The sequence below is a fragment of the Roseobacter sp. genome, assembly GCF_045106495.1.
GTDB lineage: Bacteria > Pseudomonadota > Alphaproteobacteria > Rhodobacterales > Rhodobacteraceae > Roseobacter.
The window spans coordinates 272,267-284,484 of record NZ_JBGCEQ010000010.1 but is presented as its reverse complement, the minus strand read 5'-3'; the positions used below and the strand labels follow the sequence as shown (position 1 = coordinate 284,484).

Here is a 12,218-nt window from a genome sequence, read left to right as displayed (position 1 = left end):
GGGCAAGCAGGAGGGTCGCGATGATACTTCGCGCCATGACGCTGACCGCAGGACTGGCTGGCGGCTTTGGGGCCGCGCAGTTCCCGGCGTATTCTCAGCAGTATTTGCAGCGTCTTGGCGGTGCCGTGGACGCTTTGCAGCAGGTTGTCGCCGATTTCGATGCTTCCGCCCAAGCGGAAGGGCTGACCCGACAAGCTGCGTTGGCGCAAATGCAAGGTGGCGCGTTTGTAGAGCGACGGCGGGCTGACATGACCCGCGCGATCCAGCGTTATGAAACACTGCAATCGGATTTTGCAACACTTGCCGGGCAGGGGCCCTTTATGCGGGCTTATCATGTCGGCCGTCTGACAGATGCCGAGATCGCCACCCGTGCCTGGCAGGCCTTTCAGCCGGCCTTCCCTTTGAACTTCTCAACCTTGCTCTTTGCCGCCTTCGGTTTCGGCGTGGCGGTTACCGGCTTCCATCTGCTCTTGGCGATTTTGCGTCTGCCGTTTCGGCGCAGGTCATTGCCCGCTTGACCCTGTGACAGCAAAGCCTCAGGTTGCGCGCATCTTGAGACCAGGAATTTCATGACCAAAGCGCCCCCCCCTTTTGCCCCTTTTGAATGGATGATCGCCTGGCGCTTTTTACGCGCGCGACGCGCTGAAGGTGGGGTCAGTGTCATGACGTGGATCAGTCTGATCGGAATTACGCTGGCAGTTTTCGCCTTGATTGCGACGCTGGCGGTGCGTTCGGGTTTCAGGGCTGAATTCGTTGATACAATACTCGGGTCAAACGCGCATGCTACGGTTTACTCTCTAGGCATTGTCTCTGAGGCTGGCACGGTGGATAGAACGATCGCGGATTACACGGCGCTGGCAGAACGACTTGCAACTGTTCCGGGCGTGGTGCGGACGGCTCCGCTGGTGCGCGGGCAGGTCATGGCCGCTTTCCAAAGTCGCAACGCCGGTGTTGAAGTCTACGGTATCCTGGCGGAAGACCTCGCAACGCTGCCTCGTATTGCAAATCCTGACACCGCGCGGGGAAATATCGGCGATTTCGACGCCGGGATCGCCATCGGGTCCGGTGTCGCACGCACGTTGGGTATTGGTTTGGGTGACAAGGTAAAGCTGATCTCCCCCAACGGCGTCAAAACCGCTTTTGGTACCTCCCCTCGGGTGAGTGCCTATGACGTCACCTATATATTCAGCGCCGGGCGATATGACATCGACCAGACCCGCGCTTACCTCCCCTTTTCAGAGGCGCAATCCTTCTTTAACCGCGAAGGTGTGGCCGACGAGATCGAGGTGATGGTTGATTTGCCCGAAAAGGTACACGCCATGACTCCGACGCTCCTGCAGGCTGCAGGTGAGCGCGCGCAAATCTGGACTTGGCAGGACGCATCCGGAGGGTTTCTCAGGGCTCTGGAAGTGGAGGACAACGTGATGTTCATCATCCTGTCAATCCTTGTGTTGATCGCCGCAATGAACATTGTGTCCGGTCTGATCATGCTGGTCAAAAACAAAGGCCGGGACATTGGCATATTGCGCACCATGGGGTTGACGCAAGGGTCGGTCATGCGGGTCTTTTTCATCTGTGGGGCATTCACAGGTATTTTGGGCACTCTGTTTGGCGTCATTTTAGGGTCGCTCTTTGCGCTCTACATTGATCCAATTTTCAGCTTTGTGAATGTCATGATGGGTGGCGGGGTGTGGGACCCTTCCATTCGCGGGATCTATGCGCTGCCAGCAGAATTGCATTTGAACGACGTTCTGTCTGCAGTGGTACTGTCCTTGGGCCTTTCCTTTGTTGTAACGATTTTTCCAGCCCGCCGGGCCGCGCGCATGAACCCGGTCGAGGCGCTGCGGTATGAGTGAACCCATGCTGGCGCTTACCGGGATCGCGAAATCCTATAACCGCGGCTTGCCGAGTGAGGTTAACGTACTTCACGGCATCGATCTCACTGTGGAAAAAGGCGAGATCGTTGCTTTGGTTGCGCCTTCAGGTGCCGGAAAGTCCACGCTTCTGCATATAGCCGGTCTTTTGGACACTGCAGATAACGGCACTGTTTCCATAGCCGGGCAAGATATGACCCATCTCTCAGACAGCAAGCGCACACATATGCGCCGTGCTGAAGTGGGGTTCATCTATCAGTTTCACCACCTGCTGCCTGAATTTACTGCGCTGGAAAATATTTCGCTGCCGCAGTTGGCAAACGGCGTGCCACGTTCCGAAGCACAGGCGCGCGCGCAAGACCTTTTGGAACGCGTTGGCGTGGGCGCGCGGACAGCGCACCGACCGGCGGCGCTGTCTGGGGGCGAACAACAGCGTGTCGCTTTTTGCCGCGCGCTTGCCAATCAACCGAAGCTGTTACTGGCCGATGAACCGACCGGCAATCTGGACTCTGGTACATCGGACCAGGTATTCGAGACGCTTTTGGAACTGGTGCGCGAAACTGGGCTTTCTGCGTTGATCGCAACACACAATCTGGAGCTTGCCGCCCGCATGGATCGTCAAATCCGCCTTGCGGATGGCAAACTGGCATCCGTCTAGTCCGACTGCAATGCTTGACGGCAGGCCGGGTTTTGACTCACGAATAGACCGTCAGGAATTGGAATTTTACGCATGTCCCATCACGCGCTCGACGAGATTGAACAACTCACCAACAAGGCACTCCTGGAACATGGCGCGGACCCATTTGCCGCATCAGAAGTCGCGCGCGCGGTACGTGCTGCCGAAGGCTACGGTAACAAAATCTGTGGCCTATATTACGTCGAAAGTTATTGCTTGCAGTTAAAATCGGGGCGCGTGAAGGGCGATGTGAAACCGGTTGTCACACATCCTCGGCCTGCGACGATCCATGTCGATGCGGGGTTTGGTTTTGCACAGCCTGCATTTGCGCATGGCCTGACACCCGCGTTGGAAGCCGCCCAGCAATTTGGCACGGCCACCCTTGCCATCGGGCATGCCCATACATGCACCTCGTTGGGGTATTTCACGGAGCAAATCGCGCGCGAAGGGTGTATTGGCATTGGCTTTACCAATGCATCGCCGATTGTTGCGGCCCCAGGTGGCAAAAGCCGCATCATCGGGACCAACCCTATCGCGTTTTCGGTGCCCAAGGCGAGCGGTGAAATAGCCATGCATTTTGATCAGTCCACCACCGCGGTAGCCTTGGGCAAAATCACGATGGCCAAAACGATGGGACATAAAATACCGCTGGGATGGGCTTTGGATGCCAAGGGTCAACCCACAACGGACCCAGACGCAGCTTTGCTAGGCTCACTGGTATCCGTCGGCGGGCACAAGGGCTGGGGTTTCGGCTTGATGGCTGAAATCTTGGCGGCTGGGATGACCGGGTCGGTCTTGTCGAAAAACGTGAAGCCTCTCAAGGCTCCGGACGGGCCACCGCATGATTTGGGCCAGTTTTACATTTTGATCGACCCAGGTGCATCATCTGTTTTCGACGCGCATGTGATGGCGTTGCAAACGGCAGCCACACAAGACGCGGGTGCGCGACTGCCGGGTCAACACCGGCAAATGCGTGAAGAGGTTGAAGTCGACGACCGAACATGGACACGGCTTTTACAACTGGCTGAGGGCGCCTAAGCTTTCTGCGTGACAAAAACTCCGGCACTCATGAGGGCGATGCCGATGCCACGGGTTGCATCCAAAGGCGTCACTTTCGCACCAAAAAGTCCAAAGTGGTCAATAGCAGCGGTGCTGACTAGCTGCCCGAGCAACACAAAAAAAACAGCATTGCCGACCCCGAAACTCGGCGCGATATAGGTTATGGTCAGCACGTAAAAAGCAACCAGAACTCCCCCAAAAAAGAGATGTCGCGGTGCCGTTGAAAGCTTTGCCAAGGCCTGCGTGCCGGTTAGCAACATCACCACGGCACAGGTTGCAAAGGCCACTACAAAAAGCACAGTTGCGGCAGCAGCCGGTGACCCGATGCGGATGCCCAATGCCGCATTCAAGGCGGCCAGCAAGGGAATGCCAATCCCGGCCAGCAACATAATACCTGCGTAATGGGCCATTCATAATTCTCCTTTAGGGTAGTGTCATTGAGCGCAACCATGGCTTCGTCAGGCGCGCTCGGCAAGCCCAGTCGCGCGACGCCGCACAACATATATCGCGAGGTACAAAGGTGATCCGTTTCTTGTTGGTAACTATGTTGAGCGCTGCACTGGTCGCAGGCTGCGGCGGTATTGGGCAAGACGATCTGCGCCGTGGGGGGATGTTGTATACGGAAAATTGCGCGGTTTGCCATGGTGGGGACGCTCAGGGCGGCGGTGGCGCCGGTGTCTATGGCCTGAGCAAAACGCCACCTGATCTGACTGGCCTAAGTCAAAGAAATGGCGGTGCTTTTCCGGTCTACACAACGCTGGAAACACTAGAAGGTTATGCAGACGGAGGCATGAGGGGCCGTCAAATGGCGGGTTTTTCCGATCTGCAGGGCAAACGGAAGAAACGTGTTCGAATTGATCGAGAGCGCGCGCGTACCACCGAACAACTGGCCGCGCTTTTAACCTATCTGTCGACACTGCAACGCCCGTGATCAATCGCAAATTCCATTGATTTCAACGCCTTCCCAAGGCAATCCAACTGAAAATTCCCGGGCTTGGGGAAGCGGCGCCACCGGCATCACTTGGGAAATCAGGTCATGCAGGCGCTGTGTTCGTGGTGCGGTTGGATCCAACGCGCGACAACACACAAATTCCTCCATGATGGCGCCCTGCTGTTCATAGCCGAAGTTGTTGAACTGAGGTGCTGTGTTCAGGTCAAACAAGTAGGGATCGCCTGCACCACCATGTTCAAACGCTGCACGCAGCGGCGTATAGCCCGTCAGTTTTCGGTTTTGCCATTGCCAAACATGCAGCATCTCATGGGCAAACAGCATGGCAGAGACGAGCCCGATCTGATCGGGGTAATCCGGTAGGTAATCGTCAAGATACCAATCGCGGTCAAAAAGAATGTGATTGTAAACGGCGACAGCGGCGGGTTTTGAGGTCACGACTTCCGACTTGATGGGAGGCAGAATGCGCGCGCGACATGTGGTACGGGGACGGGGTTTGCGCTCGAAAGTGACAGCCCGCGTTGGAGCTCCATCCACAATCCGTACTTTGCTCGCGTCCAAAGTGCCACCGTGAATGGTTTGCATAAAAGCTGTTTCATTAGGTGTGAGAGGGCGCCCACAAGCAACCAGCAACATGAGGGAGGCTAAGACAAATCGCATAGCGGCAGTGGGGCTCAAATGGCCCCGACGATCAAGTCTTATCATACGATTTGCGGCATTGTTTTATGCGCAATCCTGCGTCTTCCAATTTAGCGTCGGCGTTGTGATCCCGCCCGGCCTATTACAACAAGCAAGAAAGGGTTCCTTCCTGATCTGCGGGCAACGCTGCTTCAAATCACTTGTACATGCCGCACATCCAATTTCGGTGTGGCATTCAGATCGGGGGCGTTTTGCGTCTCTTCTATGGTTTTCCGCAAACGCAGAAATATGGTCGCAGCGTCGATGATGTTATGATGTTCCAACGTGGCGGTCAGTGTTTCTGGTGTGCACGTCGCAATTGTTTGGTCTTCGGTTTGCGCTTTTGCTGCAATTGTTATGGAAATTCGATCGACATTGGGGTGGTTGCGCAGGTGGTCGGCAATGGAAGCGGCGGCGGATACGGCCATGTAGAGGCTGACACAGGTGCCTGGCTGCAAATGTTTCACGCAATCCGGCACCCGATGACCGTCGCTCAAGTGTCCTGTTGTCAACACCAACGTGTCGATGGCATGTCGTTCCGTGAGCGGCGCACCGCTGGCTGCAGCCGCGCCGCAGGCTGCCGTTACGCCAGGAACGATTTCCACTGGTATGCAGGCGTCCTCAAGGGCGGACAACTCCTCGCAACTGCGCGCAAAAATTCCGGGATCGCCAGATTTCAATCGCACCACACGTTTGCCGCGCCGCGCTGCCGAGACCAGCATGGATGTGATCTTGTCTTGTGGCCAGCTGTGGCAACCAGGGGCTTTTCCTACAAAAACGCGTTCGGCGTCGCGCCGCGCTAGTTCCAGAACATCGGGGTCCACAAGCCGGTCGTAAAAAATGACATCCGCTTCCTGAAGACGTTGGACGCCCCTCAGGGTGATTAGATCCTTCGAGCCGGGACCTGCGCCGACAAGGGCGACGCTGCCGTCAGATGTCGCACCGAATTCGCCGGTCTGTATGGCCGATTTGATCAATTGTGCTGCCTCGCGCTGCGCCCCACGAGCATGGGTGTGTCGCGGCGTTTCATTGAACACCCAACGCCACAGGTCTCGCCGCTGACGTTGTGCCAGACGAGCCGCTGCAGCTCCGCGCAACCGCCCGGCAAGTGCCGCAAGATCGCCCAATCGGGGTTCGAGGAGTTGTTCCATTCGCGTTTTGATCTGGCGCGCCAAAAAAGGCGCGGTGCCTTCTGTACCTATGGCCACGACAACCGGGTCACGATCGACAATAGAGGGCGTGATGGCATCACAAAGATGCGGCTGGTCGACAACGTTTACTGTGGCGCTTGCCGCCTTTGCCAAGGCGTGCAGGGCTGCATCGGCTCCCGGGCACCCGGTTGCGACAAAAACCAGTGCAGTGTCGGCAAAGGCCTCAGCTGAGATAGGCCCGCGCCTTTGTGCGATCTTGCCTTCCCGTGCCAATGCGGCAAGTTCCTCATCCAGAGTGTCGGCGAGAAGGTGAATTTCGGCCTCGGTCTTGAGAATCAACCGGGTTTTTTGTGCGGCCTGTTCGCCGCCACCGGCAATCACAACGCGCCGGCCGGACATTTGCAGGAACATTGGAAAGGTCTTCATAGGATCCGGCTTTCTATTTTGAGAGTTGGTCGACCTAGGAGATGCACGCGAGGTAAAATCATCATTCCGCCGCCATCGGCAATCGCACATCTTCGATCAAGCTGGCCAGTTCCGGCTTACACGACCCGCAATTTGTACCTGCGCAGGTTTGATCTCCCAAAGCCTCGACCGTATTGGCACCCTTGGCAATGGCAGTCAAAAGCGTGTTTTTGCCGACGCCGAAGCAGGCACAGACTGTGGCGCCGGGGTCCGGTTGATCGGCTGCGGTGCGTCCCGCAAGGGCGACGAGAGGTGCAGTATTTGTGCCGACGTGCGCAATCGCGGCAGATCTCGACAGTGCCACTGGTGAGGGTGATGCAAAGAACAAGGCTTGGATAATCTCGCCCGCGCACAAGGCCACCCGTACTGTGCCTGTGGATGCGTCTTGGTGCACAGACGCATGTGTGTCTGGCAATCCCGCCAACAGGCGCGCTTCAGCCGCCCAATCCTCGGGCAATTCCATGTCTGCAAGCTCAGCCTGCCAGCCCGTGGCCGTGCGTGCGATGGCCGCATATGGTGTCTGCGGGCGCAGCTCTCTAGCTGTGGACAGAAACCCATACCACCGGGGTTCATAGAGGGAGATCGTTACCGAATTGGACTTCAGCGCGGGTTGGCCGGACAAAGGATCCGTGACCGGCGCGGTCAGGCTGTTGATGGTCCCGTTTGCCGCGGTTTGGCGTGTCCAATGCATCGGCGCGAAGAGTTGACCGGGTGCTACGCGGTCCGTCACCAAGGCGCGGAGTATGGCTGTGCCATAAAGAGTGTCGACCAGGATCAGGCTACCGGCGATCACATCAAGCGCATTGGCGTCTTCCGCATGGATTTCCAGATAAGGTTCCGCCAAATGCGCTCCGAGACGGGGTGATTTGCCGGTCCGCGTCATGGTGTGCCACTGATCGCGAATGCGCCCGGTATTCAGGGTGAGCTTAGGGTGCAGTTTGGAAGTCACTGCAGTCGGGATCATCCGGGCCTTGCCGTCTTCGTGAAAGAAGCGACCGTTTGCAAAGAAACGATGATCATTTCGGGGCCATTGAGTCGGAACAAGATTGGCGTAGTCCGCATCGCTGAAAATGCTCAAGTCCAGATCACGCGGTTGGGGAGCCGCGGCATCCAGAGCGACGTATTCCGCGAATACATCTGCCGGTTTTCGATAAGCAAAGGCATCGGAAAAGCCCATGCGCGCGGCTACATCACAAATAATCTGCCAGTCAGGACGCGCAGAGCCCGGGGCGAGCAAAAAGGCACGTTGGCGTGAAATGCAGCGCTCTGAATTGGTCACGGTGCCGTCTTTTTCACCCCAAGCGGTGGCAGGTAGGCACACGTCGGCCAGATCACAGGTATCTGTTCGCTCCATGACGTCAGAAACCACAACGAAAGGCACGTTTTCGATGGATTTGGCGACACCGTCTGCGTCGGGCATGGATACAGCGGGATTGGTTGACATCACCCACAGCGCCTTGATCTGACCCTCAGCGCAGGCCTTGAAGAGATCAACCGCTTTGAGGCCAGGTGATGTGCAAATATTGGGGCATGCCCAAAAGTCCTGAACCACTTTGCGATGTGCAAGATTATCGATGTCCAAATGGTTGGCCAGCATATTGGCTAACCCTCCGACCTCGCGCCCGCCCATTGCGTTAGGCTGGCCGGTGACCGAAAAAGGGCCGCAGCCCGGTTTGCCGATGCGACCCGTGGCCAGATGGCAGTTCAGGATCGCATTCACCTTGTCGGTGCCGCAGTTTGATTGGTTTACGCCTTGCGAATAGACGGTGACGACCTTGGGCGTGTTGGCCCAGAGCTGATAAAACTGCAAAAGCTCCGTTGACGCGAGACCGCTGTCACAAGGTTCAGACTGGCGCGCGGCTTCAACTGCTCCCCGGCATCCGGAAACATGGTCATGCACATAAGCCAGATCAACAGTACCAGCGTCCACCAGATGAGATAGCAAACCGTTGAACAGCGCCACATCGCCATCGGGTGTGATTTGCAGATGCGTATCCGCCAGATCAGAAGTCGCTGTCCGCCGCGGGTCGATGTTGACAATGTGCATGCCAGGGCGGGCCTGCTTGGCCGCAGCGATGCGTTGGTGCAAGACGGGGTGGCACCAAGCCAAATTGGACCCGACCAATACGATCAAATCCGCCTCTTCGAGGTCACGATAGGTGCCGGGCACCGTATCAGAACCAAAGGCGCGTTTGTGACCGGCTACGGATGATGCCATGCAAAGGCGCGAATTGGTGTCGATGTTAGCGGAGCCGATGAAGCCCTTCATGAGTTTATTGGCCACGTAGTAGTCTTCGGTTAGCAATTGGCCCGACACATAGAATGCCACACTGTCAGGTCCGTGGTCTCTGATGGCGGTTTGGAAACGTTCGGCGACGCAGTCCAGGGCGTGATCCCAATCCGCACGCTTGCCATCGACTTTCGGATGCAAAAGACGACCGGTCAGATCAATAGTCTCTCCTAAAGCGGACCCTTTGGAACACAGACGTCCGAAATTGGCCGGATGATCGGGATCTCCTTTGATGGTGCCATCTGAGCCGGCCAAAACACCGCAGCCAACGCCGCAATAAGGGCAGGTGGTCTTCGTCAGTGTCATGCTGCCACGCGTGCCTGCAAAACCGAACGATCCAGCAAAATGCGTCCTGCCTCAACCCGCGCGGGGTAGGTCGCCACACGGCCCTCGTCTTGGCCCTGTGCCTCACCGGTTTCCAGGGAGATTACCCAATTGTGCAGCGGGCAAGTCACTGACTTGCCGTGAACGATCCCCTCGGCCAAGGGTCCCGACTTATGGGGGCAGGTATTGTTGAGTGCATGGACACTGTTTGCACCTGTTCGAAAAACCGCAATGCAGCCAAAGCCTGTTTTGACCACGCGGGCCCCCCTCAGAGGAACGTCTTCCAGCGCTGCGATGTCGATCCAAGTGCTCATTCTGCTGCCTCCAAAGTCAGGTTTGCCAAAGGCTGGTAGTCGCCTGCTTTCTGGCTTGAATGTTCCGCCCACGGGTCTTTGCAGTAGATGCTCTGGCTGAGTTCGAACCGCGCCACCAAAGCCGCACGTTCCTGCAAGTCGTCGACCACGCGCGCCTTGATCCACTCAAGGCCTACCTTGTTCATCCATTTGTAGATCCGATCGAGGTATTTGGCGTTTTCTCGATACAACTGGGTGACGGCCTTGATCACGTTGATGGCCTCTTCTTCTGTTCCCACTTGTACAAGAAACTCGGTTTCCTTGACATCCATGCCGGCAGCGCCGCCAATCGACACCTGATACCCGCTGTCGACACAGACGACGCCAATATCCTTGCAGGTAGCTTCCGCGCAGTTGCGCGGGCAACCGGAAACGGCAAGCTTCAGCTTGTGTGGTGTCCAGGAGCCCCAAAGTTCTTTTTCGAGTTTAATGCCAAAACCGGTGCTGTCCTGGGTTCCAAACCGGCAATGGTCTGTTCCTACGCATGTTTTCACGGTGCGCAGACCTTTGGAATAGGCGTGCCCTGACACCATGCCCGCCGCGTTCAGATCGGCCCAGATGTCGGGCAGATCTTCGCCACGTACGCCCAGTAAATCGATGCGTTGCCCGCCTGTGACCTTGACCGTTGGCACCATGTATTTATCTGCGGCATCGGCGATGGCGCGCAATTCGGAGGGCGTCGTAATCCCGCCCCACATGCGAGGCACGACACTGAAAGTTCCGTCTTTTTGGATATTGGCGTGCTTGCGCTCGTTGATAAACCGGCTTTGCGGATCATCACGATATTCCAGTGGCCAATCTGCCAGAAGGTAAAAGTTGAGCGCGGGGCGGCAGACATGGCATCCGCAAGACGTTTTCCATCCGCATTCCTGCCAGACAGCTGGCATTGACTTCAACCCGCGAGATTTGATCATCCGGCGCACGTCTTCATGGGTCATCTCTGTACAGGCGCAGATCGATTGCGCGGCTGGCAAAACGAAATCATCGCCCAAGGAGACGGCCAGAACCTGCTCCACCAACCCGGTGCAGGTGCCGCAAGAGGCTGACGCCTTTGTAGTGGCCCTGACTGCGCCCAGGTCCGCGGCACCGGCGGCGATGGCGTCTTCGATCTGTCCTTTGCAAATGCCGTTGCAGCCACAGATCTCCGCATCACGCGGTAAGGCTGCAACGGCCGCTAACGGGTCCAGGGGGGCACCCCCTTGATAAGCTGGTCCGAAGATCAACGTATCGCGCATCTCGGCAATGTCGGTCTTGTCCTTGATCAGCCCAAAGAACCAGTTGCTGTCTGCGGTGTCACCATACATCACAGCGCCGATTATAATGTTGTTTTCAATAATCAACCGGCGGTACACGCCCCGTGCAGGATCGCGAAACACAATATCTTCGCGCCCGTCACCGTCGGCAAAATCCCCTGCGCTGAAAAGATCGCAACCGGTCACTTTCAACTTGGTCGACAATTCTTTCTGCACAAAGCAAGCGTCTTCGCCCAGCAGCGTTTTGGCGACCACCTTGGCCTGATCGTACAAGGGGGCCACAAGGCCAAATACCGCGCCATTGTGCTCGACACACTCTCCCACGGCCAGAATGTTGGCATCCGAAGTGATCATCTGATCATCGACGTGAATGCCGCGCCCAACGGCGAGGCCTGCATTTTGAGCCAGCGCCACATTGGGGCGAATGCCCACCGCCATGACCAGCAAGTCACAGGGCAGTTCTGTGCCGTCATCCAGCAACAAGGCGCGAACATGGCCGTTTTCGCCGAGAATTTCCTTGGAGTTGGCAGAGCATTTGATGACAATGCCCTTATCCAACAGTGCTTTGCGCAACAGATAGCTGGCCGCCTCGTCCAGTTGTCGTTCCATCAGGTGACCCATGATGTGCACGACGGTAACATCAACACCGCGGGCGGCCATGCCAGCCGCCGCTTCCAGACCGAGGAGACCGCCACCGATGACGACGCATCGGTCGCCTGAACTGAGGGCCATCATCCGCTCGGTATCTTCGAGATCGCGATAGGCGATCACCCCTTCCAGATCGTGACCCGGTAAGGGAATCATGAAGGGTGTAGACCCGGTGCCCAGCAGCAGCTTCTCATAGGTCAGCACATCCCCATTCGCGGCCGTCACGGTTTTTGTGGCAGGGTCGATATGCGAAACTTTTTCGCCAAACCGGCAAGTGATGGCATTTTGTTCATACCATTCATCCGAATGCGTTTCGATTTCAGCATAGGTTTTGTCGCCGGCCAAAACGGGTGAAAGCATGATCCGGTTGTAGTTGCCACGGGGTTCGGCGTTAAAAACGGTCACATCATAGGCGTCGGGGTTTGCCTCACGCAGGTGTTCCAGCACACGTCCCGTCGCCATGCCGGCGCCGATGACAATAAGCTTCTGTTTCATCTT

At 57.0% G+C, this 12,218-nt stretch carries 11 protein-coding genes; 5 read left to right on the top strand and 6 right to left on the bottom strand.

Annotation, left to right across the window (positions count from 1 at the left end; translation table 11 throughout):
* The first annotated feature begins 20 nt into the window (after window positions 1–20).
* The 4 genes from AB8B75_RS08345 to AB8B75_RS08330 all read left to right on the top strand — a co-directional run bounded on the left by AB8B75_RS08345 (window position 21) and on the right by AB8B75_RS08330 (window position 3,588).
* A complete protein-coding gene (locus AB8B75_RS08345; protein WP_405361359.1) occupies window positions 21–518 on the top strand; it encodes a DUF2937 family protein in 498 nt (165 codons plus the stop codon).
* Between the two features lie 51 nt (window positions 519–569).
* The gene (locus AB8B75_RS08340) at window positions 570–1,856 is read left to right on the top strand and encodes a lipoprotein-releasing ABC transporter permease subunit (protein ID WP_405361358.1); all 1,287 of its coding nucleotides are present in this window, start codon (window positions 570–572) and stop codon (window positions 1,854–1,856) included.
* On the top strand, window positions 1,849–2,532 hold the full coding sequence (locus AB8B75_RS08335) for an ABC transporter ATP-binding protein (RefSeq protein WP_405361357.1): 684 nt from the start codon (window positions 1,849–1,851) through the stop codon (window positions 2,530–2,532). Before AB8B75_RS08340 ends, AB8B75_RS08335 begins: the two co-directional genes overlap by 8 nt.
* Window positions 2,533–2,604: 72 nt before the next feature.
* A complete protein-coding gene (locus tag AB8B75_RS08330) occupies window positions 2,605–3,588 on the top strand; it encodes an Ldh family oxidoreductase (protein WP_405361355.1) in 984 nt (327 codons plus the stop codon).
* Here AB8B75_RS08330 and AB8B75_RS08325 read toward each other — a convergent pair.
* The gene (locus AB8B75_RS08325; protein ID WP_405361353.1) at window positions 3,585–4,019 is read right to left on the bottom strand and encodes a DMT family transporter; all 435 of its coding nucleotides are present in this window, start codon (window positions 4,017–4,019) and stop codon (window positions 3,585–3,587) included. The two genes, AB8B75_RS08330 and AB8B75_RS08325, sit on opposite strands and share 4 nt — an antisense overlap.
* 122 nt (window positions 4,020–4,141) lie before the next feature.
* Here AB8B75_RS08325 and AB8B75_RS08320 point away from each other — a divergent pair, with 122 nt between their 5' ends.
* Window positions 4,142–4,540 (top strand): c-type cytochrome, encoded by a 399-nt coding sequence (locus AB8B75_RS08320; RefSeq protein WP_405361351.1) that lies wholly within the window; start codon window positions 4,142–4,144, stop codon window positions 4,538–4,540.
* On the opposite strand, the gene AB8B75_RS08315 is transcribed toward AB8B75_RS08320, so the two are convergent.
* The 5 genes from AB8B75_RS08315 to nirB all read right to left on the bottom strand — a co-directional run bounded on the left by AB8B75_RS08315 (window position 4,541) and on the right by nirB (window position 12,215).
* A complete protein-coding gene (locus tag AB8B75_RS08315; RefSeq protein ID WP_405361403.1) occupies window positions 4,541–5,218 on the bottom strand; it encodes a hypothetical protein in 678 nt (225 codons plus the stop codon).
* Window positions 5,219–5,388: 170 nt separating this feature from the next.
* Window positions 5,389–6,813: a siroheme synthase CysG gene (gene cysG, locus AB8B75_RS08310; protein WP_405361349.1), complete on the bottom strand. Its 1,425-nt coding sequence runs from the start codon at window positions 6,811–6,813 to the stop codon at window positions 5,389–5,391.
* Between the two features lie 61 nt (window positions 6,814–6,874).
* Window positions 6,875–9,448: a molybdopterin-dependent oxidoreductase gene (locus AB8B75_RS08305; protein ID WP_405361347.1), complete on the bottom strand. Its 2,574-nt coding sequence runs from the start codon at window positions 9,446–9,448 to the stop codon at window positions 6,875–6,877.
* Complete coding sequence (gene nirD, locus AB8B75_RS08300) at window positions 9,445–9,780, bottom strand: nitrite reductase small subunit NirD (protein ID WP_405361345.1); 336 nt, start codon at window positions 9,778–9,780, stop codon at window positions 9,445–9,447. The genes AB8B75_RS08305 and nirD overlap by 4 nt, the downstream gene beginning before the upstream one ends.
* A complete protein-coding gene (gene nirB, locus AB8B75_RS08295) occupies window positions 9,777–12,215 on the bottom strand; it encodes a nitrite reductase large subunit NirB (RefSeq protein ID WP_405361343.1) in 2,439 nt (812 codons plus the stop codon). The genes nirD and nirB overlap by 4 nt, the downstream gene beginning before the upstream one ends.
* Window positions 12,216–12,218 lie beyond the last annotated feature (3 nt).

What these genes read in the sequence shown, in the direction of transcription:
- AB8B75_RS08335 (WP_405361357.1), top strand. Translation starts at nt 1,849, where the DNA reads ATGAGTGAACCCATGCTGGCGCTTACCGGGATCGCGAAATCCTATAAC.
- cysG (WP_405361349.1), bottom strand. Translation starts at nt 6,813, where the DNA reads ATGAAGACCTTTCCAATGTTCCTGCAAATGTCCGGCCGGCGCGTTGTG.
- nirD (WP_405361345.1), bottom strand. Translation starts at nt 9,780, where the DNA reads ATGAGCACTTGGATCGACATCGCAGCGCTGGAAGACGTTCCTCTGAGG.
- AB8B75_RS08325 (WP_405361353.1), bottom strand. Translation starts at nt 4,019, where the DNA reads ATGGCCCATTACGCAGGTATTATGTTGCTGGCCGGGATTGGCATTCCC.
- AB8B75_RS08305 (WP_405361347.1), bottom strand. Translation starts at nt 9,448, where the DNA reads ATGACACTGACGAAGACCACCTGCCCTTATTGCGGCGTTGGCTGCGGT.
- AB8B75_RS08315 (WP_405361403.1), bottom strand. Translation starts at nt 5,218, where the DNA reads ATGCGATTTGTCTTAGCCTCCCTCATGTTGCTGGTTGCTTGTGGGCGC.
- AB8B75_RS08345 (WP_405361359.1), top strand. Translation starts at nt 21, where the DNA reads ATGATACTTCGCGCCATGACGCTGACCGCAGGACTGGCTGGCGGCTTT.
- AB8B75_RS08340 (WP_405361358.1), top strand. Translation starts at nt 570, where the DNA reads ATGACCAAAGCGCCCCCCCCTTTTGCCCCTTTTGAATGGATGATCGCC.
- nirB (WP_405361343.1), bottom strand. Translation starts at nt 12,215, where the DNA reads ATGAAACAGAAGCTTATTGTCATCGGCGCCGGCATGGCGACGGGACGT.
- AB8B75_RS08330 (WP_405361355.1), top strand. Translation starts at nt 2,605, where the DNA reads ATGTCCCATCACGCGCTCGACGAGATTGAACAACTCACCAACAAGGCA.